General features: G+C 69.2%; 12 protein-coding genes. 5 read left to right on the top strand and 7 right to left on the bottom strand.

The features are described 5' to 3' along the window. Positions 1-114 precede the first annotated feature (114 nt). The 3 genes from EJP69_RS06470 to EJP69_RS06460 are packed head-to-tail and all read right to left on the bottom strand — an operon-like array spanning position 115 to position 2,400. Positions 115-1,134 (bottom strand): FecR family protein, encoded by a 1,020-nt coding sequence (locus tag EJP69_RS06470; protein ID WP_126469106.1) that lies wholly within the window; start codon positions 1,132-1,134, stop codon positions 115-117. A gap of 30 nt (positions 1,135-1,164) precedes the next feature. Then, positions 1,165-1,701 (bottom strand): RNA polymerase sigma factor, encoded by a 537-nt coding sequence (locus EJP69_RS06465; protein ID WP_126469105.1) that lies wholly within the window; start codon positions 1,699-1,701, stop codon positions 1,165-1,167. 12 nt (positions 1,702-1,713) lie between these two features. Continuing rightward, complete coding sequence (locus EJP69_RS06460) at positions 1,714-2,400, bottom strand: TonB C-terminal domain-containing protein (RefSeq protein ID WP_170217049.1); 687 nt, start codon at positions 2,398-2,400, stop codon at positions 1,714-1,716. A gap of 478 nt (positions 2,401-2,878) precedes the next feature. On the opposite strand from EJP69_RS06460, the gene EJP69_RS06455 reads away from it, so the two are divergent. From EJP69_RS06455 to EJP69_RS06445, 3 genes are all read left to right on the top strand, one after another. Continuing rightward, positions 2,879-3,127, top strand: coding sequence for a hypothetical protein (locus EJP69_RS06455; protein WP_240652049.1), 249 nt, complete (start codon positions 2,879-2,881; stop codon positions 3,125-3,127). A 304-nt stretch (positions 3,128-3,431) separates the two neighbouring features. Then, positions 3,432-4,214 carry an alpha/beta fold hydrolase gene (locus tag EJP69_RS06450; protein WP_126469102.1) on the top strand — a complete coding sequence of 261 codons (783 nt, stop codon included), beginning with the start codon at positions 3,432-3,434 and terminating at the stop codon, positions 4,212-4,214. Positions 4,215-4,294: 80 nt separating this feature from the next. Beyond that, entirely contained in the window at positions 4,295-5,746 is a 1,452-nt protein-coding gene (locus EJP69_RS06445) for an HD domain-containing phosphohydrolase (protein WP_126469101.1), read from the top strand. A 30-nt stretch (positions 5,747-5,776) separates the two neighbouring features. Here the strand turns inward: EJP69_RS06445 and EJP69_RS06440 are convergent, their stop codons facing one another. Both EJP69_RS06440 and EJP69_RS06435 read right to left on the bottom strand, forming a co-directional pair. Further along, on the bottom strand, positions 5,777-7,564 hold the full coding sequence (locus tag EJP69_RS06440) for a cytochrome c biogenesis protein DipZ (RefSeq protein WP_126469100.1): 1,788 nt from the start codon (positions 7,562-7,564) through the stop codon (positions 5,777-5,779). A 137-nt stretch (positions 7,565-7,701) separates the two neighbouring features. Continuing rightward, a complete protein-coding gene (locus EJP69_RS06435) occupies positions 7,702-9,078 on the bottom strand; it encodes an ATP-binding protein (protein ID WP_093202083.1) in 1,377 nt (458 codons plus the stop codon). A 276-nt stretch (positions 9,079-9,354) separates the two neighbouring features. Between EJP69_RS06435 and EJP69_RS06430 the strand changes: the two genes are divergently transcribed. Together EJP69_RS06430 and EJP69_RS06425 are read left to right on the top strand one after the other, a co-directional pair. Continuing rightward, positions 9,355-10,098 (top strand): response regulator, encoded by a 744-nt coding sequence (locus tag EJP69_RS06430; protein WP_093202080.1) that lies wholly within the window; start codon positions 9,355-9,357, stop codon positions 10,096-10,098. A gap of 16 nt (positions 10,099-10,114) precedes the next feature. After that, the gene (locus EJP69_RS06425; RefSeq protein WP_126469099.1) at positions 10,115-10,348 is read left to right on the top strand and encodes a putative hemolysin; all 234 of its coding nucleotides are present in this window, start codon (positions 10,115-10,117) and stop codon (positions 10,346-10,348) included. A gap of 15 nt (positions 10,349-10,363) precedes the next feature. On the opposite strand, the gene EJP69_RS29425 is transcribed toward EJP69_RS06425, so the two are convergent. Both EJP69_RS29425 and EJP69_RS06420 read right to left on the bottom strand, forming a co-directional pair. Beyond that, a complete protein-coding gene (locus tag EJP69_RS29425; RefSeq protein WP_170217048.1) occupies positions 10,364-10,501 on the bottom strand; it encodes a hypothetical protein in 138 nt (45 codons plus the stop codon). A 303-nt stretch (positions 10,502-10,804) separates the two neighbouring features. Beyond that, the gene (locus EJP69_RS06420; RefSeq protein ID WP_093202075.1) at positions 10,805-11,374 is read right to left on the bottom strand and encodes a thioredoxin family protein; all 570 of its coding nucleotides are present in this window, start codon (positions 11,372-11,374) and stop codon (positions 10,805-10,807) included. Positions 11,375-11,400 lie beyond the last annotated feature (26 nt).

Below are 11,400 nucleotides of genomic sequence, written 5' to 3'. Positions count from 1 at the left end.
ACTGCACGGGCGCGGAACGCGCACCCCTTACTTGACAGACCGGGCGACGTAAACAGAACCGCTAACTTTTTCAATCCTGACCGGGCTCGGGGGCCAATCGAGCTGTCACAAACATCAGCTAAGCACCAGCACGCGGCCCGGCAGCGTGTGCGCCTCGAGGTCGTACGAGCGCTGGATCTGCACCAGCACCGTGTCGAGCGAGGCGATGGCAAAACGCCCGCTCACCGGCCGGTCGGCCAACGCGCGCGCCAGCAGCACCACGCGGCCTGGCCGGTAGCGGTTGATCTCGGCCACCACATGCGCGAGCGGCGTCTGCCGGAACACCAGCACGCCGGTGCGCCAGGCCGACATGTCGGCGCCTTGCACGCTGGTAGCGCCGCCGATGGAGCCCGCGTCGTACACCACCTGCTGGCCTGCTTGCAGGGTGCGCGCGCCCTTGGCGTGCGTGACGCGCACGCTCCCCTCGACGCAGGTGACGCAGGTGCTGCCGTCGATGTGGCGCACCTCGAAGCGGCCGGCCTGCGCATCGCTGCGGCCGGCGCCTGCGACCACACGGAACGGCTGGTCGGCCACGCCCGAGGTGCCGGCTGCCGGGGAGAGATCGACCGCGGCCTCGCCCGAGATCAGGTCTATGCCGACCGTGCGGCCGTCGCGCGTCTGTCGCTGCGCGCTGGTCTGGGTGTTGAGCACGAGGCCGACCCCCTCGGCCAGCACCACCGAGCGCTGCTCGCCGGTGGCAGTGTGGAAATCGGCGCTCCACTCGCTGACCGACGGCCACAGCGCCAGCGGCGGGTACACGGCGGCCGCGACGCCCGCCGCGCTCACCGCGGCCCCGAGGAACGCACGGCGCGCGAGCCGTGGCGACTGTGTCTTCCCTCGCATCGCCTCGCGATGGTCGGCCAGCAACGCCGGCTGCGCCTCCATCATCCGGCCGACGGCCGGGTCGAGCGCCTTCCACAGCCGCTTGGCCTCGGCGAAGGCCTGCGCATGCAGCGCGCTCGCCTCCTGCCAGCGGCGGAAGCCCTCGAGGTCGCGCTGCGTGGCTTCGCCGGACGTGAGGCGGCGCAGCCAGGCCTGCGCTTCGCGCTGGACCTGCGCGGTCTGATCGGGCTCGGCGCGGATGTTCATATCCATGAGACGGCTGCGAGCGCAGGGAACCGCATTTTATTTTTCATGGGCCTCCGGCACATCGAGCGGGCGGCCCATGCGGGCTGCGCAGAAATCGTGGGCGTCCTTCAGCTCCTTTTCCACCGTGCGCAGCGAAACGCCGAGCCGCGCGGCCACTTCGCGCTGCGGCAGGTGCTCCCAGCGCACCATCACCAGCACCTGGCGGCGGCGCGGTGGCATGCGTGCGATGAGCGCCGCGAGCGCGGCCATCTCGGAACGGTCTTCGGCGATCTGCGCGGGGCCGGGGGAGGGGTCGGGCGCGCCCTCGAGCAGCGCGTCGATCTCTTCCGGGGTGGCCGGCCGACCCTGCTTTGCGAGCTGGTCATAGGCCAGGTTGACGGCGACGCGCAGCAGGTAGGACGCGGGGTCGCGCACGCCGTCGATGTCGTCGCGGCTTTCCAGGCGCAGCCAGGTGTCCTGCAGCGCGTCGCCTGCACTGTCGGCGTTGCCCAGCCGGCGCGTGAGCCGCTGCTTGAGCTCGTCGTAGCGCGAGACCAGGAAGTCGCGCAGGGCCGGCAGCGCGTTCTCGGGCATGGCGGCGCGACCTCAGCGCTGCGCCGGGCATTCGAGCCCCGGCGTCTGCGTGCGCGGCAGGATCAGCATGGTGAGCGGCTGCGCCATCCCGGGCGGCGGCGGTCGGTCGATGCGGGTCCGGCTCAAGGTGTCGAGGATCGCGCCGTCGCGCGCGCGGTCGCCGCTGGTGTGCAGCAGGAAGGCGTTGGCGATGCGGCCGGTGCCGTCGATCACGAAGCGCATCGCGGCGCGGTAGTCGCCGGGTGCGGTGCGAGGGTTGCCGCAGAAGGCTTCCCAGATGCGGGTCTGCACGAGGCCGTCGTAGCCGCGGTCGGGCGATGCGGTCGGCATGGCACCGGTGCCTTCGGTGTCGGCGTTCGAGTCGGGCGCGGCCACGGCATCCACCGGGGCGGACTTGAGCACGAAGGCGGCCGTTGCGGCCGAGCCTGCGTAGTCGGCCACCAGGCCCGTGTCCTTCAGCAGCATGCGCAACGCTTCGGAGGGTGTCGTCACGGCGTGCACCGCATTCGATTCGCGCCCCGCCACCAGTGCCGCGTCGAAGAAAACCGGCAGACCAGTGCGCAGACCGTACTGTTCGAGAGCAGCGTGCAGCGGCTGGCGCACGATGTCGAAGCGCACGCGCTCGGCGCCGTGTGCGTCGTCCTTTGCGACCGCGGCTTGTTGCGGCTGCGCGTGCGCGCTCACGGCCAGCAGCGCCATGCAGCCTGCGAGCGCAAGGCTTGCCAGATGAAGTAGAGAGGGAGAGTCATGCCGCATGAGTTCGAAACGCCCGGCGAAGGCCGCCGCCCGGGGGGCATGTTGCTGCGGATGCTAGGTCCGCTTCATGACGGTCGAGTGACTTGGCGCAATGCCGTCGGTCGCGCCGAACTCCTGCGTCAGCGCCCGGGTGTTCGAGGACGCTCGCAGGTGCCTCGTGATCTGGATCGATCAAAAAAAAGCTCGCCCAAGGGCGAGCTGAAGGACCCCGTTCTCGCATGGGGTCGGAGGGAGGAGCCCGCCGGAGGGCGGCGGGCAAGCCAATGATCGCGACCAATCTGGGAGACATTGAGGATGAAGGGCGCGTCGGAGGCTCTTTGATGACGAATCCGAAGGAATCCTGAATACCTGGGAATTAATTCCTTTGGTTGCAGCGGCCTCGGTCCTATCCTCGACGCCCATCATGAGCGCCGCACAACAAATGCAACTCCTCGTCGACCTGCCCGATGGCTGGTCCAGCCGCATCGACATCAAGCAGACCAGCAGCGGCCGTTATGCCGGCGTCGCCGAACTGAACCTGCGGGGCCTGAAGCGCGGAGTGCTCGTCTTCATGCAGCAGCCCACGCTCGAGGCCGCGCTGCAGCGCGTGCGGCTGCGGGCCAGCCAGTTCGCGAGAGAAAGGCTCGGTCCGCAGGACGCGTCGTCGAAGATGCCGTCGCTGCACAGCTAGCCGCCGCTCCCAAGTTGGGGTTTTCTATCTCGCGGATGAGGATTCCCAACCCACGAACCAGCCGCCCTGCGGCACCATGAGGCGTCATTCCCACCGCGAAAGGAAAACGCCATGAAGGCATTCAGAAGACTCGTGGGCGGCGCCATCTCCATCGCCGGAGCCGTGCTGCTCATTACGCAGCACTTGTAGCCGGAAGAGACGGCCGGTCGCGCCCCATCGGATATTCGTCCAATGGCGGCGCAGGCCCCCGAAGCGGACAGTACGGGCTTCCCAATCACTCCTCTTCCGTACGAGATCCCGCCTCATGAAAACCATCCAACGCTTCAAGCTCGCCGCCGCTGCCGTCGCCATCGGCCTTTCTTTCTCCGCCGTCGCGGCAACGCCCGCTGCGTCGGGCGACGCTTCCAGGCCCAGCGTCGTGATCGTCCACGGCGCTTTCGCCGACGGCTCCGACTGGGCCAAGGTGATTCCGCTGCTCCAGGCCAAGGGCCTGCGCGTCGTCGCGGTGCAGAACCCGCTGAGTTCGCTCGAGGACGACGTGTCTGCTGCGAAGCGCGCCATCGACGCGCAGCCCGGCAAGGTCGTGCTGGTCGGCCATTCGTGGGGCGGCTCGGTCATCACCGAGGCGGGCGCCAATGACAAGGTCGCCTCGCTGGTCTACGTGGCCGCCTTCGCGCCCGATGTGGGGCAGAACACCGCCGAACTCGGCAAGGACTACCCGCCCGCGCCCGGCTTCGCGCACATCGTGCCCGATGCTTCCGGTTATCTCTCGCTCACGAAGGAGGGCATGACGAAGCACTTCGCACAAGACCTGCCGGCTTCCGCCACCGCGGTGATGACCGCGACGCAGGGCCCGATATTCGGCAAGTCCTTCGAGCAGAAGCTGACGGTGGCCGCCTGGAAGACCAGGCCCTCGTGGTACCTGGCCACCAGCGCCGACCACATGATCCAGCCCGCGCTGCAGCTCGACATGGCGAAGAAGATCGGCGCGCACCTCACGCGCGTGAACGCCAGCCACGTGCCGCAGCAGTCGCAGCCGGCCAAGGTGGCCGAGGTGATCCTGGACGCCGTGCGCCAATCCAAGTAAGGTGCCGCGAGCCGCCCAAGGTGCATCGCGCGCCTTGGGCGGCTCGTCTTGTTTTCCGCGTAGCCGTACCAGCAGATCCAGTGCAGCCTTCCTCCTCCATCCGGGTCTTCGACGCCATCCGCGCTCTCGCCTTCGTCGGCGATCTCAGCATGGGCCAGCCCATCGACCATTCGGTGCGCACGGGCTGGCTCGCTTCTCGGCTCGCCGCGGCCATTGGCCGCGATGCCGCGACGCAGGGCCATGTCGTATGCGTGGCCCTGCTGCGATGGTCGGGCTGCACGGCCAATGCGCTGGAGTTTTCCGACCTGCTGGGCGACGACGTGGGCGGGCGCCGCACCATGCTCGCCACCGCCTCGGCGCGCGCCGCGGCCGACTTCGCGAGTTCCGTCAGCCCGCTGGCCGAGATCCATTGCGAGGTCTCGGGCGACATCGCGCGCACGCTGGGCATGCCCGCGGCCGTGGAGCTGCCGCTGCGCCACATCTTCGAAACCTTCGACGGAACCGGCAAGCCGGAGGGCCTCGACGCCTCGCGCATCCCCGCCGAGGTGTTCCTCGTCACCATTGCGGGCGACCTGGAGATCTTCTCGCGCGTGCACGGGCTGAACAACGCGCTGCGCTACATCGCCGAGCGTGCCGATGCGCGTTACCCGGCCTTCCTGGTCGATGCGGTGCGCGAGCATGCCGTGGACTGGCTACACGTGCTGGAGCAGGGCGCGGCCGCCGAGCCGCAGCCGCCGTCCGCCGCGCTGCGGGACGCGACCGCGCCGCTCGAGCTGATCGCCGACGTGATCGACCTCAAGCTCCCCTGGATGACCGGCTACTCGCGCAAGGTCGCGGAAGCGGCGTTGCATTGCGCCCGCGGCATGGGCCTGGGCGACGAGCAGCAGCAGCGCATCTACCGCGCGGGGCTGATCCACGGCATCGGTCGCGCCTCGGTGCCGAACGCGGTCTGGGACTCGCCGCATGCGCGCAGCGAAGCCGATGCCGAGCGGCTGCGCCTGGTGCCCTACTGGACCGAGCGCGCGGCGCGGCGCATCGACACGCTGCGTGCCGAAGCCGAGATTGCCTCTTTCGTCGACGAGCGCCTGGACGGCTCGGGCTTCTTTCGCGGAGCCAGGGGCGCGGCCATCGACGCCGAGGCGCGCGCCCTTGCCGCAGCCGCTCACTGGGTGGCGCTTTGCACCAGCCGGCCCGGCAGATCCGCGTTGCCGCAGGCCGAGGCGCTGGCGGCGCTGCACGCCGAAGGCGATGCCAGCCGGCTCGATCCGCAGGCCATCGCGGCGCTCACGGGCCAGCCGCAATCCGCTACTGCATCGGCTCAGCCGTCCGGCGAAGCCTCGGCGCTCCTTTCGGGCCGCGAGGTCGAAGTGCTCGGCCGCATCAGCCTCGGCGAAAGCAACAAGGAAGCCGCGCGCTCGCTGGGCATCAGCCCGAGCACGGTGCGCGCGCACCTGGAGAACATCTTCCGCAAGCTGGGCTGCACCACGCGGGCGGCCGCCACGCTGAAGGCGATGACGCTGGGCCTGCTCTGAGCTCGGAACTCGAGCAGGCCCGGCCGCCGATCAGCCGAAGGTGAACGCGTAGGCCTGCGCGCCCGCGTCGAAAAACTCGATCTCGAACAGCCGGTCCTTCTGGTTCGCCGCCTGGCGCACCAGCTGGTAGAGGCGCTGTCCGTCGATGACGCCGTTGCCTTGCGCGTCGGTGTCGGTGCCGTGGTCCGCGAGCGGCGGCGCGCCATCGATCCGCACCCTGAAGCGCACCGGCTTGCCGTCGGACGACGGGCCGAGCACCAGGTGCAGGTCGCGCGCATGGAAGCGATAGGCGATGCGGCCGTTGGCCTGCACCAGCACCGCACGCTCGCCTTCCACCTTCCATTCGCCCGCCAGCGTCCACTGGTTGGGCTGCAGCGTGGCGACACCTGAGTAGACGCGCGCCCGGTCGTTGGAAATGCCGCCGGGCGAGGCGAAGTTGCGCGCCTGTTCGTAGCCGAGGTAGGTCTCGGCCGAGAGGGCCGGCTCCGCGGCTGCAGCCGCCTGCGTGCCCTGGCCGTCGGGCGAGACAAGCCCCGCCGACGCGACGGGCCGGCCGGCTTCCGCCAGCAGTTGCTGGATGACCTGCTCCGACTTCGCGTACTTGCCCTCGCCGAACTGGTGATGCCGGATGCGCCCCTGTGCATCGACGAGATAGAAGGCCGGCCAATACTGATTGCCGAAGGCGCGCCAGATCGCATAGTCGCTGTCGACCGCCACCGGAAAGCCGACGCCCAGGTCCTTCACCGCGCGACGCACGTTGGCCGGCTGCTTCTCGAATGCGAACTCCGGCGTGTGCACGCCGACCACCACGAGCCCGGCGTCCTTGTACTTCTCGGCCCATGCGCGGACGTAGGGCAGGGTGCGCAGGCAGTTGATGCAGGAGTAGGTCCAGAAGTCGACCAGCACCACCTTGCCGCGCAGGCCTTCGGGCGTGAGCGGGGCGGAGTTGATCCATTCGGTGGCGCCGGCCAGCGAAGGCAGCTTGCCTTCATCAGGCAGCTTCAGCGCGGGCGCGGCCGGAGCGGATTGCGCCGACACGGTCATCAGGCCTTCCGGGCCGGCGGAGGCCCGTGGCTGCGGCTGCGACTGCGGAGGTGGCGCCGGCATGTCGAGCCTGTTCACGAGCGCCTGCTCCAGCGCCGACGTGGTGCCGACCGACAGACGGCTCAGCAGCCCCGTGTCCAGCCCCAGGGCGATGGCGCCGACGCCCGCGAGCACCGCCACGCCGGCCACGCGCCGCATCCATTCGCCGGTGTGCAGCGACTTCTTCATCGCTGAGAACAGCCGTCCGCTGAAGAGCAGCGCCGCCGCCAGCGAGGTGCACGCGCCGGCCGCATAGGCCAGCAGCAGCAGCGAGGTGCCGACGCTCGCGCCATTGAGCGCCGCGCCGGTGAGGATCAGCCCGAGGATCGGTCCCGCACAGGGTGCCCACAGCAGCCCGGTGCCGACGCCCAGCAGCAGCGGCGAGAACACAGAAGCCTTTCCCGAGGCAGGCTCGGACAGCCGCAGCCCGAGCGCCACCAGCGGACGGGTCAGCCGGTCCGCCACCGACGGGAACAGCAGCGTCACGCCGAACACCGCCAGCAATGCGATCGCGGCGCTGCGCCCGTATTCGTTGAGCGCCACGACCCAGCCGCCGCCCACCGCCGCCAGCGTGGCGATGGCCGAGAACGCCAGCGCCATGCCCAGCAGCATCGGCAGGCCGTGCGAGCGGAACGGCCGGTCGGCGCGCGCGAACACGAAGGGGAGCACGGGCAGGATGCAGGGGCTCAGGATGGTGAGCACGCCACCCAGGTAGGCAACGATGAGGAGGAGCATGGTCGGGTCCGTTCGGTGGATGTTGTGGGTGAATGAAAGCGAAGGCAAGGCGAGCGGGGGCCGTCACGGTCTCGCCTGGCGAGCCGCTTGCCTGTCGGTATGGGTATCGGTGGCGGTGGCCGTTGCCGCGCGGCGGCTCAGTCGTCGTGCGGTGCGTCGCGGGTGTTCATGGTCAGCCGGGCTTCCAGCCCGCCTTCGTCACGGTTGCGCAGCGTGAGCTCCGCGCCCATCGCTGTCGCCAGCTGCTGGGCGATGGCCAGGCCCAGGCCGGTACCGCCGGTGTTGCGGTTGCGCGAGCCCTCCACGCGGTAGAAGGGCTTGAGCACGTTCTCCAGCTGGTCGGGCGGAATGCCCGGGCCGTTGTCGACGACGGCCAGCGTCAGCCGGTTGCCGGCGCCTGCGTGCACCTGCAGCCGCACGTCGGTGCCGAACTTCAGCGCGTTGTCGATCAGGTTCGTCAGGATGCGGCGCAGCGCGTTCGGGCGCGTCACGATGGGCTCGCCCGCGCGGCCCTCGAGCAGCACCTGCTCGCCCGAGTCCTCGTAGTCGGCCACCATGCTCTCGAACAGCGCATCGGCGTCGACGCGGCGCGGCGGCTCGGTGGCGCCGTGCAGGGTGCGCGCATAGGTCACGCCTTCGCGCACCAGGGCGTGCATGGCGTCGAGATCCTGGCGGAACTTGTCGCGGTCATGGCCGTCGTCCATCAGGTCGGTGCGCAGCCGCATGCGGGTGATGGGCGTCTGCAGGTCGTGCGAGATGGCCGCGAGGATCTCCACGCGCTCCGCCATGTAGCCCGCGATGCGCTTCTGCATCGCGTTGAAGGCGCGTGCCGCGTGCCTCACTTCGGTCGGGCCTTCCTCGGCCAGCTGCTGGCCCTTCAGGTCGGGGCCCAGCTCGTCGGCCGCGTCGGCCAGCTGCGCCAGCGGCCGCGTGACCAGCCGCACCGCATACCAGGCGCACACGGCCAGCACCAGCAGCTGGACCCACAGCAGCCACATCACCCAGCTCGACACCGGCATGTCCACGCGCCGGGCATGCACCACCACCGAGGAGCCGTCCGACAGCCGCACCTGGATCTGCAGGCCCTGCGGCGGATTGCTCACCTGGCCGACCTTGACGATCTCGAACGGGCGCATCGCATCGGTGATGGCCGTGGCGAACTGCTGCGACAGCTGCGTGTCGGGCGGCGTGCCCTCCGCGTTGCCGCCCAGCACGAAGTGGTAGTTGCGACGCTCCAGCCGCGCGAGCCAGCCTTCGCGCTCGGCGGCGGGCAGCCGGTCGAGGACGGCGACCGAGCTGGCGATGTCGCGTTCGATGCCGATCATCATCAGCTCGCGCATCGCGATGCCGCGCTCGTAGCGGATGGCCATGAAGGTCAGCAGCTGAGCGATGGCCAGCCCGACGACGATGATCAGTGTGACGCGCGAGAAGAGCGTGCGCGGCAGCAGCCGGTGCAGGCCCGCGGGCGGGGCGGCCGGGGCGAGGTTGGCGGAGAGGCTGGCGGGTGTGGGCATGGACTGGTTTATAGACCGGTCCCGCCCCGCGGCGCGGCGCTTTGTATTCCAGTGTGTTGGGCAGCGCGGCCTGACATACAACATTACCCATTACCCGCCGGGGCGCCCGGGCGCCCTGGCGCTCCCTCGCCCGGCCTGGCCGGCGTGCGCGCAAGCAACATAGTGTGGTCGCCCGGCCCTCCGGATACACGGGCATACAAAGCCGCCCGCCGCGGCCCCGAGGCGGGCTACATTGCGGCTACCCGCCGCGTTCCTCCGGCGGACCATCGCACAGCCATGAACATTCCCAAGACCTCCGACCACATCCTCATCGTCGACGACGACCGGGAAATCCGCGAACTGCTCAGCACCTACCTGGTCAAGAACGGCCTGCGCGTAGTCACGGTGCCCACCGGGCGGCACATGCGCGCGGCGCTGGAGGAGTCGGGGCCCTTCGATCTCATCATCCTCGACCTGATGCTGCCCGGCGAAGACGGGCTCACGCTGTGCCGCGACCTGCGCACGGGCAAGTACAAGGCCACGCCCATCCTCATGCTCACCGCGCGCAGCGAGGAGGCCGACCGCATCCTCGGCCTGGAGATGGGCGCCGACGACTACCTGGCCAAGCCGTTCTCCGCGCGCGAACTGCTGGCGCGCATCCGCTCGGTGCTGCGCCGCACGCGCATGCTGCCGCCGAACATGCGCTCCACCGAGGCGGCTTCGAAGCTGGCGTTCGGCGACTGGCAGGTCGACACCACCGCGCGCACCCTGATCGACGACAGCGGCGTGATGGTGGCGCTCAGCGGTGCGGAGTACCGGCTGCTGCGGGTGTTCCTGGACCATCCGCAGAAGGTGCTGAACCGCGACCAGCTGCTGAGCCTCACGCAGGGCCGCGAGGCCGAGCTCTTTGAGCGCTCGATCGACCTGCTGGTGAGCCGCCTGCGCCAGCGCCTGCGCGACGATGCGCGCGAGCCGCGCTACATCAAGACGGTGCGCAGCGAGGGCTATGTCTTTTCGTCGGCCGTGGAGGCGCTGGACTGAGGCCTACACTCGCGCAATGATCAAAGTACTGACGCTGCCGCTGGGTGCTCTCTTCATCGCCGCATGCGCCCAGCCCGAACCGCCACGAGCCGTGGGCATGGCGAACCCGGCTTCGGTCTACTGCCAGAGCCTCGGGGGCAAGACGCTCATGAGGTCGAACGACAAGGGGCAGTACGGTATCTGCCAGCTTCCGGACGGCAGGCAGATCGAGGAGTGGGAGCTTTACCGCCGGGATCATCCGGGGAAGTAGCGAAGCAGGGCGGCTTCACTTCGAAGGCTTCCGCGAGCGCTTGCGCAAGCCGTCTTCCTGCCTGGACGAGATGCACTGGCAGCTCACCGGGTTGCGTACTTCGTGCGCGACGCCGCCTGCGAAGAAGAGCAGGGCGAGCCAGAGTTTCTTCATTTCTTTGCTCCTGTTTGGTTTTGTTCGGGGGGGCCATGTTCGGGGTGCGTGCGAATGGCACCGGGTACTCCCTCCGCGAATGTCCCCCGGCCTGCGGCCTCCTCCCTTATTTCGCTGCGGGAGCACCCGGTGCCATTCGCACATGGGCGCTGCGCCTGTGCGGCCGGATAGACCGCTGCGTCCATCGATCGCGACGATGGGGTGCCTTGCGCAGCGAAATAAAGGGAGAGGCCGAAGGCCGGAGGACTTTCGCGGAGCAAGGTACCCCGTCGGCGTGATCGCGCCCCGGACAACAGCGCTGTTTCAGATCCCGGCAGGCGCAGGCTCGGCCAGCAGCGCCTGGATCTTCTTCTCCGTCGTGCCGTAGCTGCCCTCGCCGAAGTGCGAGTAGACGATCTTTCCCTGCTTGTCGATCAGGTACACGGCCGGCCAGTACTGGTTCCTGAAGGCCTTCCAGGTGCCGTAGCTGTTGTCCTGCGCCACCGCGTGCCTGATCTGCAGGCGCTCGATGGCGTCCTTCACGTTCTTCGTCGACTTCTCGTACGCGAACTCCGGCGTGTGGACGCCGACGACCACCAGGCCCTTGTCCTTGTACTTCTGGTTCCAGTCCTTCACGTATGGAAGGTGGTTCAGGCAGTTGATGCAGGTGTAGGTCCAGAAGTCGACCAGCACCACCTTGCCGCGCAGCTCGCTCAGCTTGAGCGGCTGCGAGTTGAGCCAGGTGTCGATGTTCTGGAATTCGGGCGCCGCGACGGCTTCAGAAGCCGGTATGTCGCCGCCGAACGGCGAGGGCGCCGCGAAGGTCAGTGTGAGGGCGGCCGCCGAGGCGGCGACGGCAACGGCGAAATAGAGGGCGGAAGAGCGAAAGCGCATGGCGGTTCCTTCGGAAGAGTGACGGG

The sequence above is a fragment of the Variovorax gossypii genome, from assembly GCF_003965815.1.
GTDB classification, from domain to species: Bacteria; Pseudomonadota; Gammaproteobacteria; order Burkholderiales; family Burkholderiaceae_C; genus Variovorax; species Variovorax gossypii.
The sequence above is the reverse complement of the archived record's forward strand: the minus strand, read 5'-3'. Positions and strand labels throughout refer to the sequence as shown.

Coding starts and splice junctions, on each gene's coding strand:
- EJP69_RS06470 (WP_126469106.1), bottom strand. CDS start 1,134: ATGGATATGAACATCCGCGCCGAGCCCGATCAGACCGCGCAGGTCCAG.
- EJP69_RS06465 (WP_126469105.1), bottom strand. CDS start 1,701: ATGCCCGAGAACGCGCTGCCGGCCCTGCGCGACTTCCTGGTCTCGCGC.
- EJP69_RS06460 (WP_170217049.1), bottom strand. CDS start 2,400: ATGGCGCTGCTGGCCGTGAGCGCGCACGCGCAGCCGCAACAAGCCGCG.
- EJP69_RS06455 (WP_240652049.1), top strand. CDS start 2,879: ATGCAACTCCTCGTCGACCTGCCCGATGGCTGGTCCAGCCGCATCGAC.
- EJP69_RS06450 (WP_126469102.1), top strand. CDS start 3,432: ATGAAAACCATCCAACGCTTCAAGCTCGCCGCCGCTGCCGTCGCCATC.
- EJP69_RS06440 (WP_126469100.1), bottom strand. CDS start 7,564: ATGCTCCTCCTCATCGTTGCCTACCTGGGTGGCGTGCTCACCATCCTG.
- EJP69_RS06435 (WP_093202083.1), bottom strand. CDS start 9,078: ATGCCCACACCCGCCAGCCTCTCCGCCAACCTCGCCCCGGCCGCCCCG.
- EJP69_RS06430 (WP_093202080.1), top strand. CDS start 9,355: ATGAACATTCCCAAGACCTCCGACCACATCCTCATCGTCGACGACGAC.
- EJP69_RS06425 (WP_126469099.1), top strand. CDS start 10,115: ATGATCAAAGTACTGACGCTGCCGCTGGGTGCTCTCTTCATCGCCGCA.
- EJP69_RS29425 (WP_170217048.1), bottom strand. CDS start 10,501: ATGAAGAAACTCTGGCTCGCCCTGCTCTTCTTCGCAGGCGGCGTCGCG.
- EJP69_RS06420 (WP_093202075.1), bottom strand. CDS start 11,374: ATGCGCTTTCGCTCTTCCGCCCTCTATTTCGCCGTTGCCGTCGCCGCC.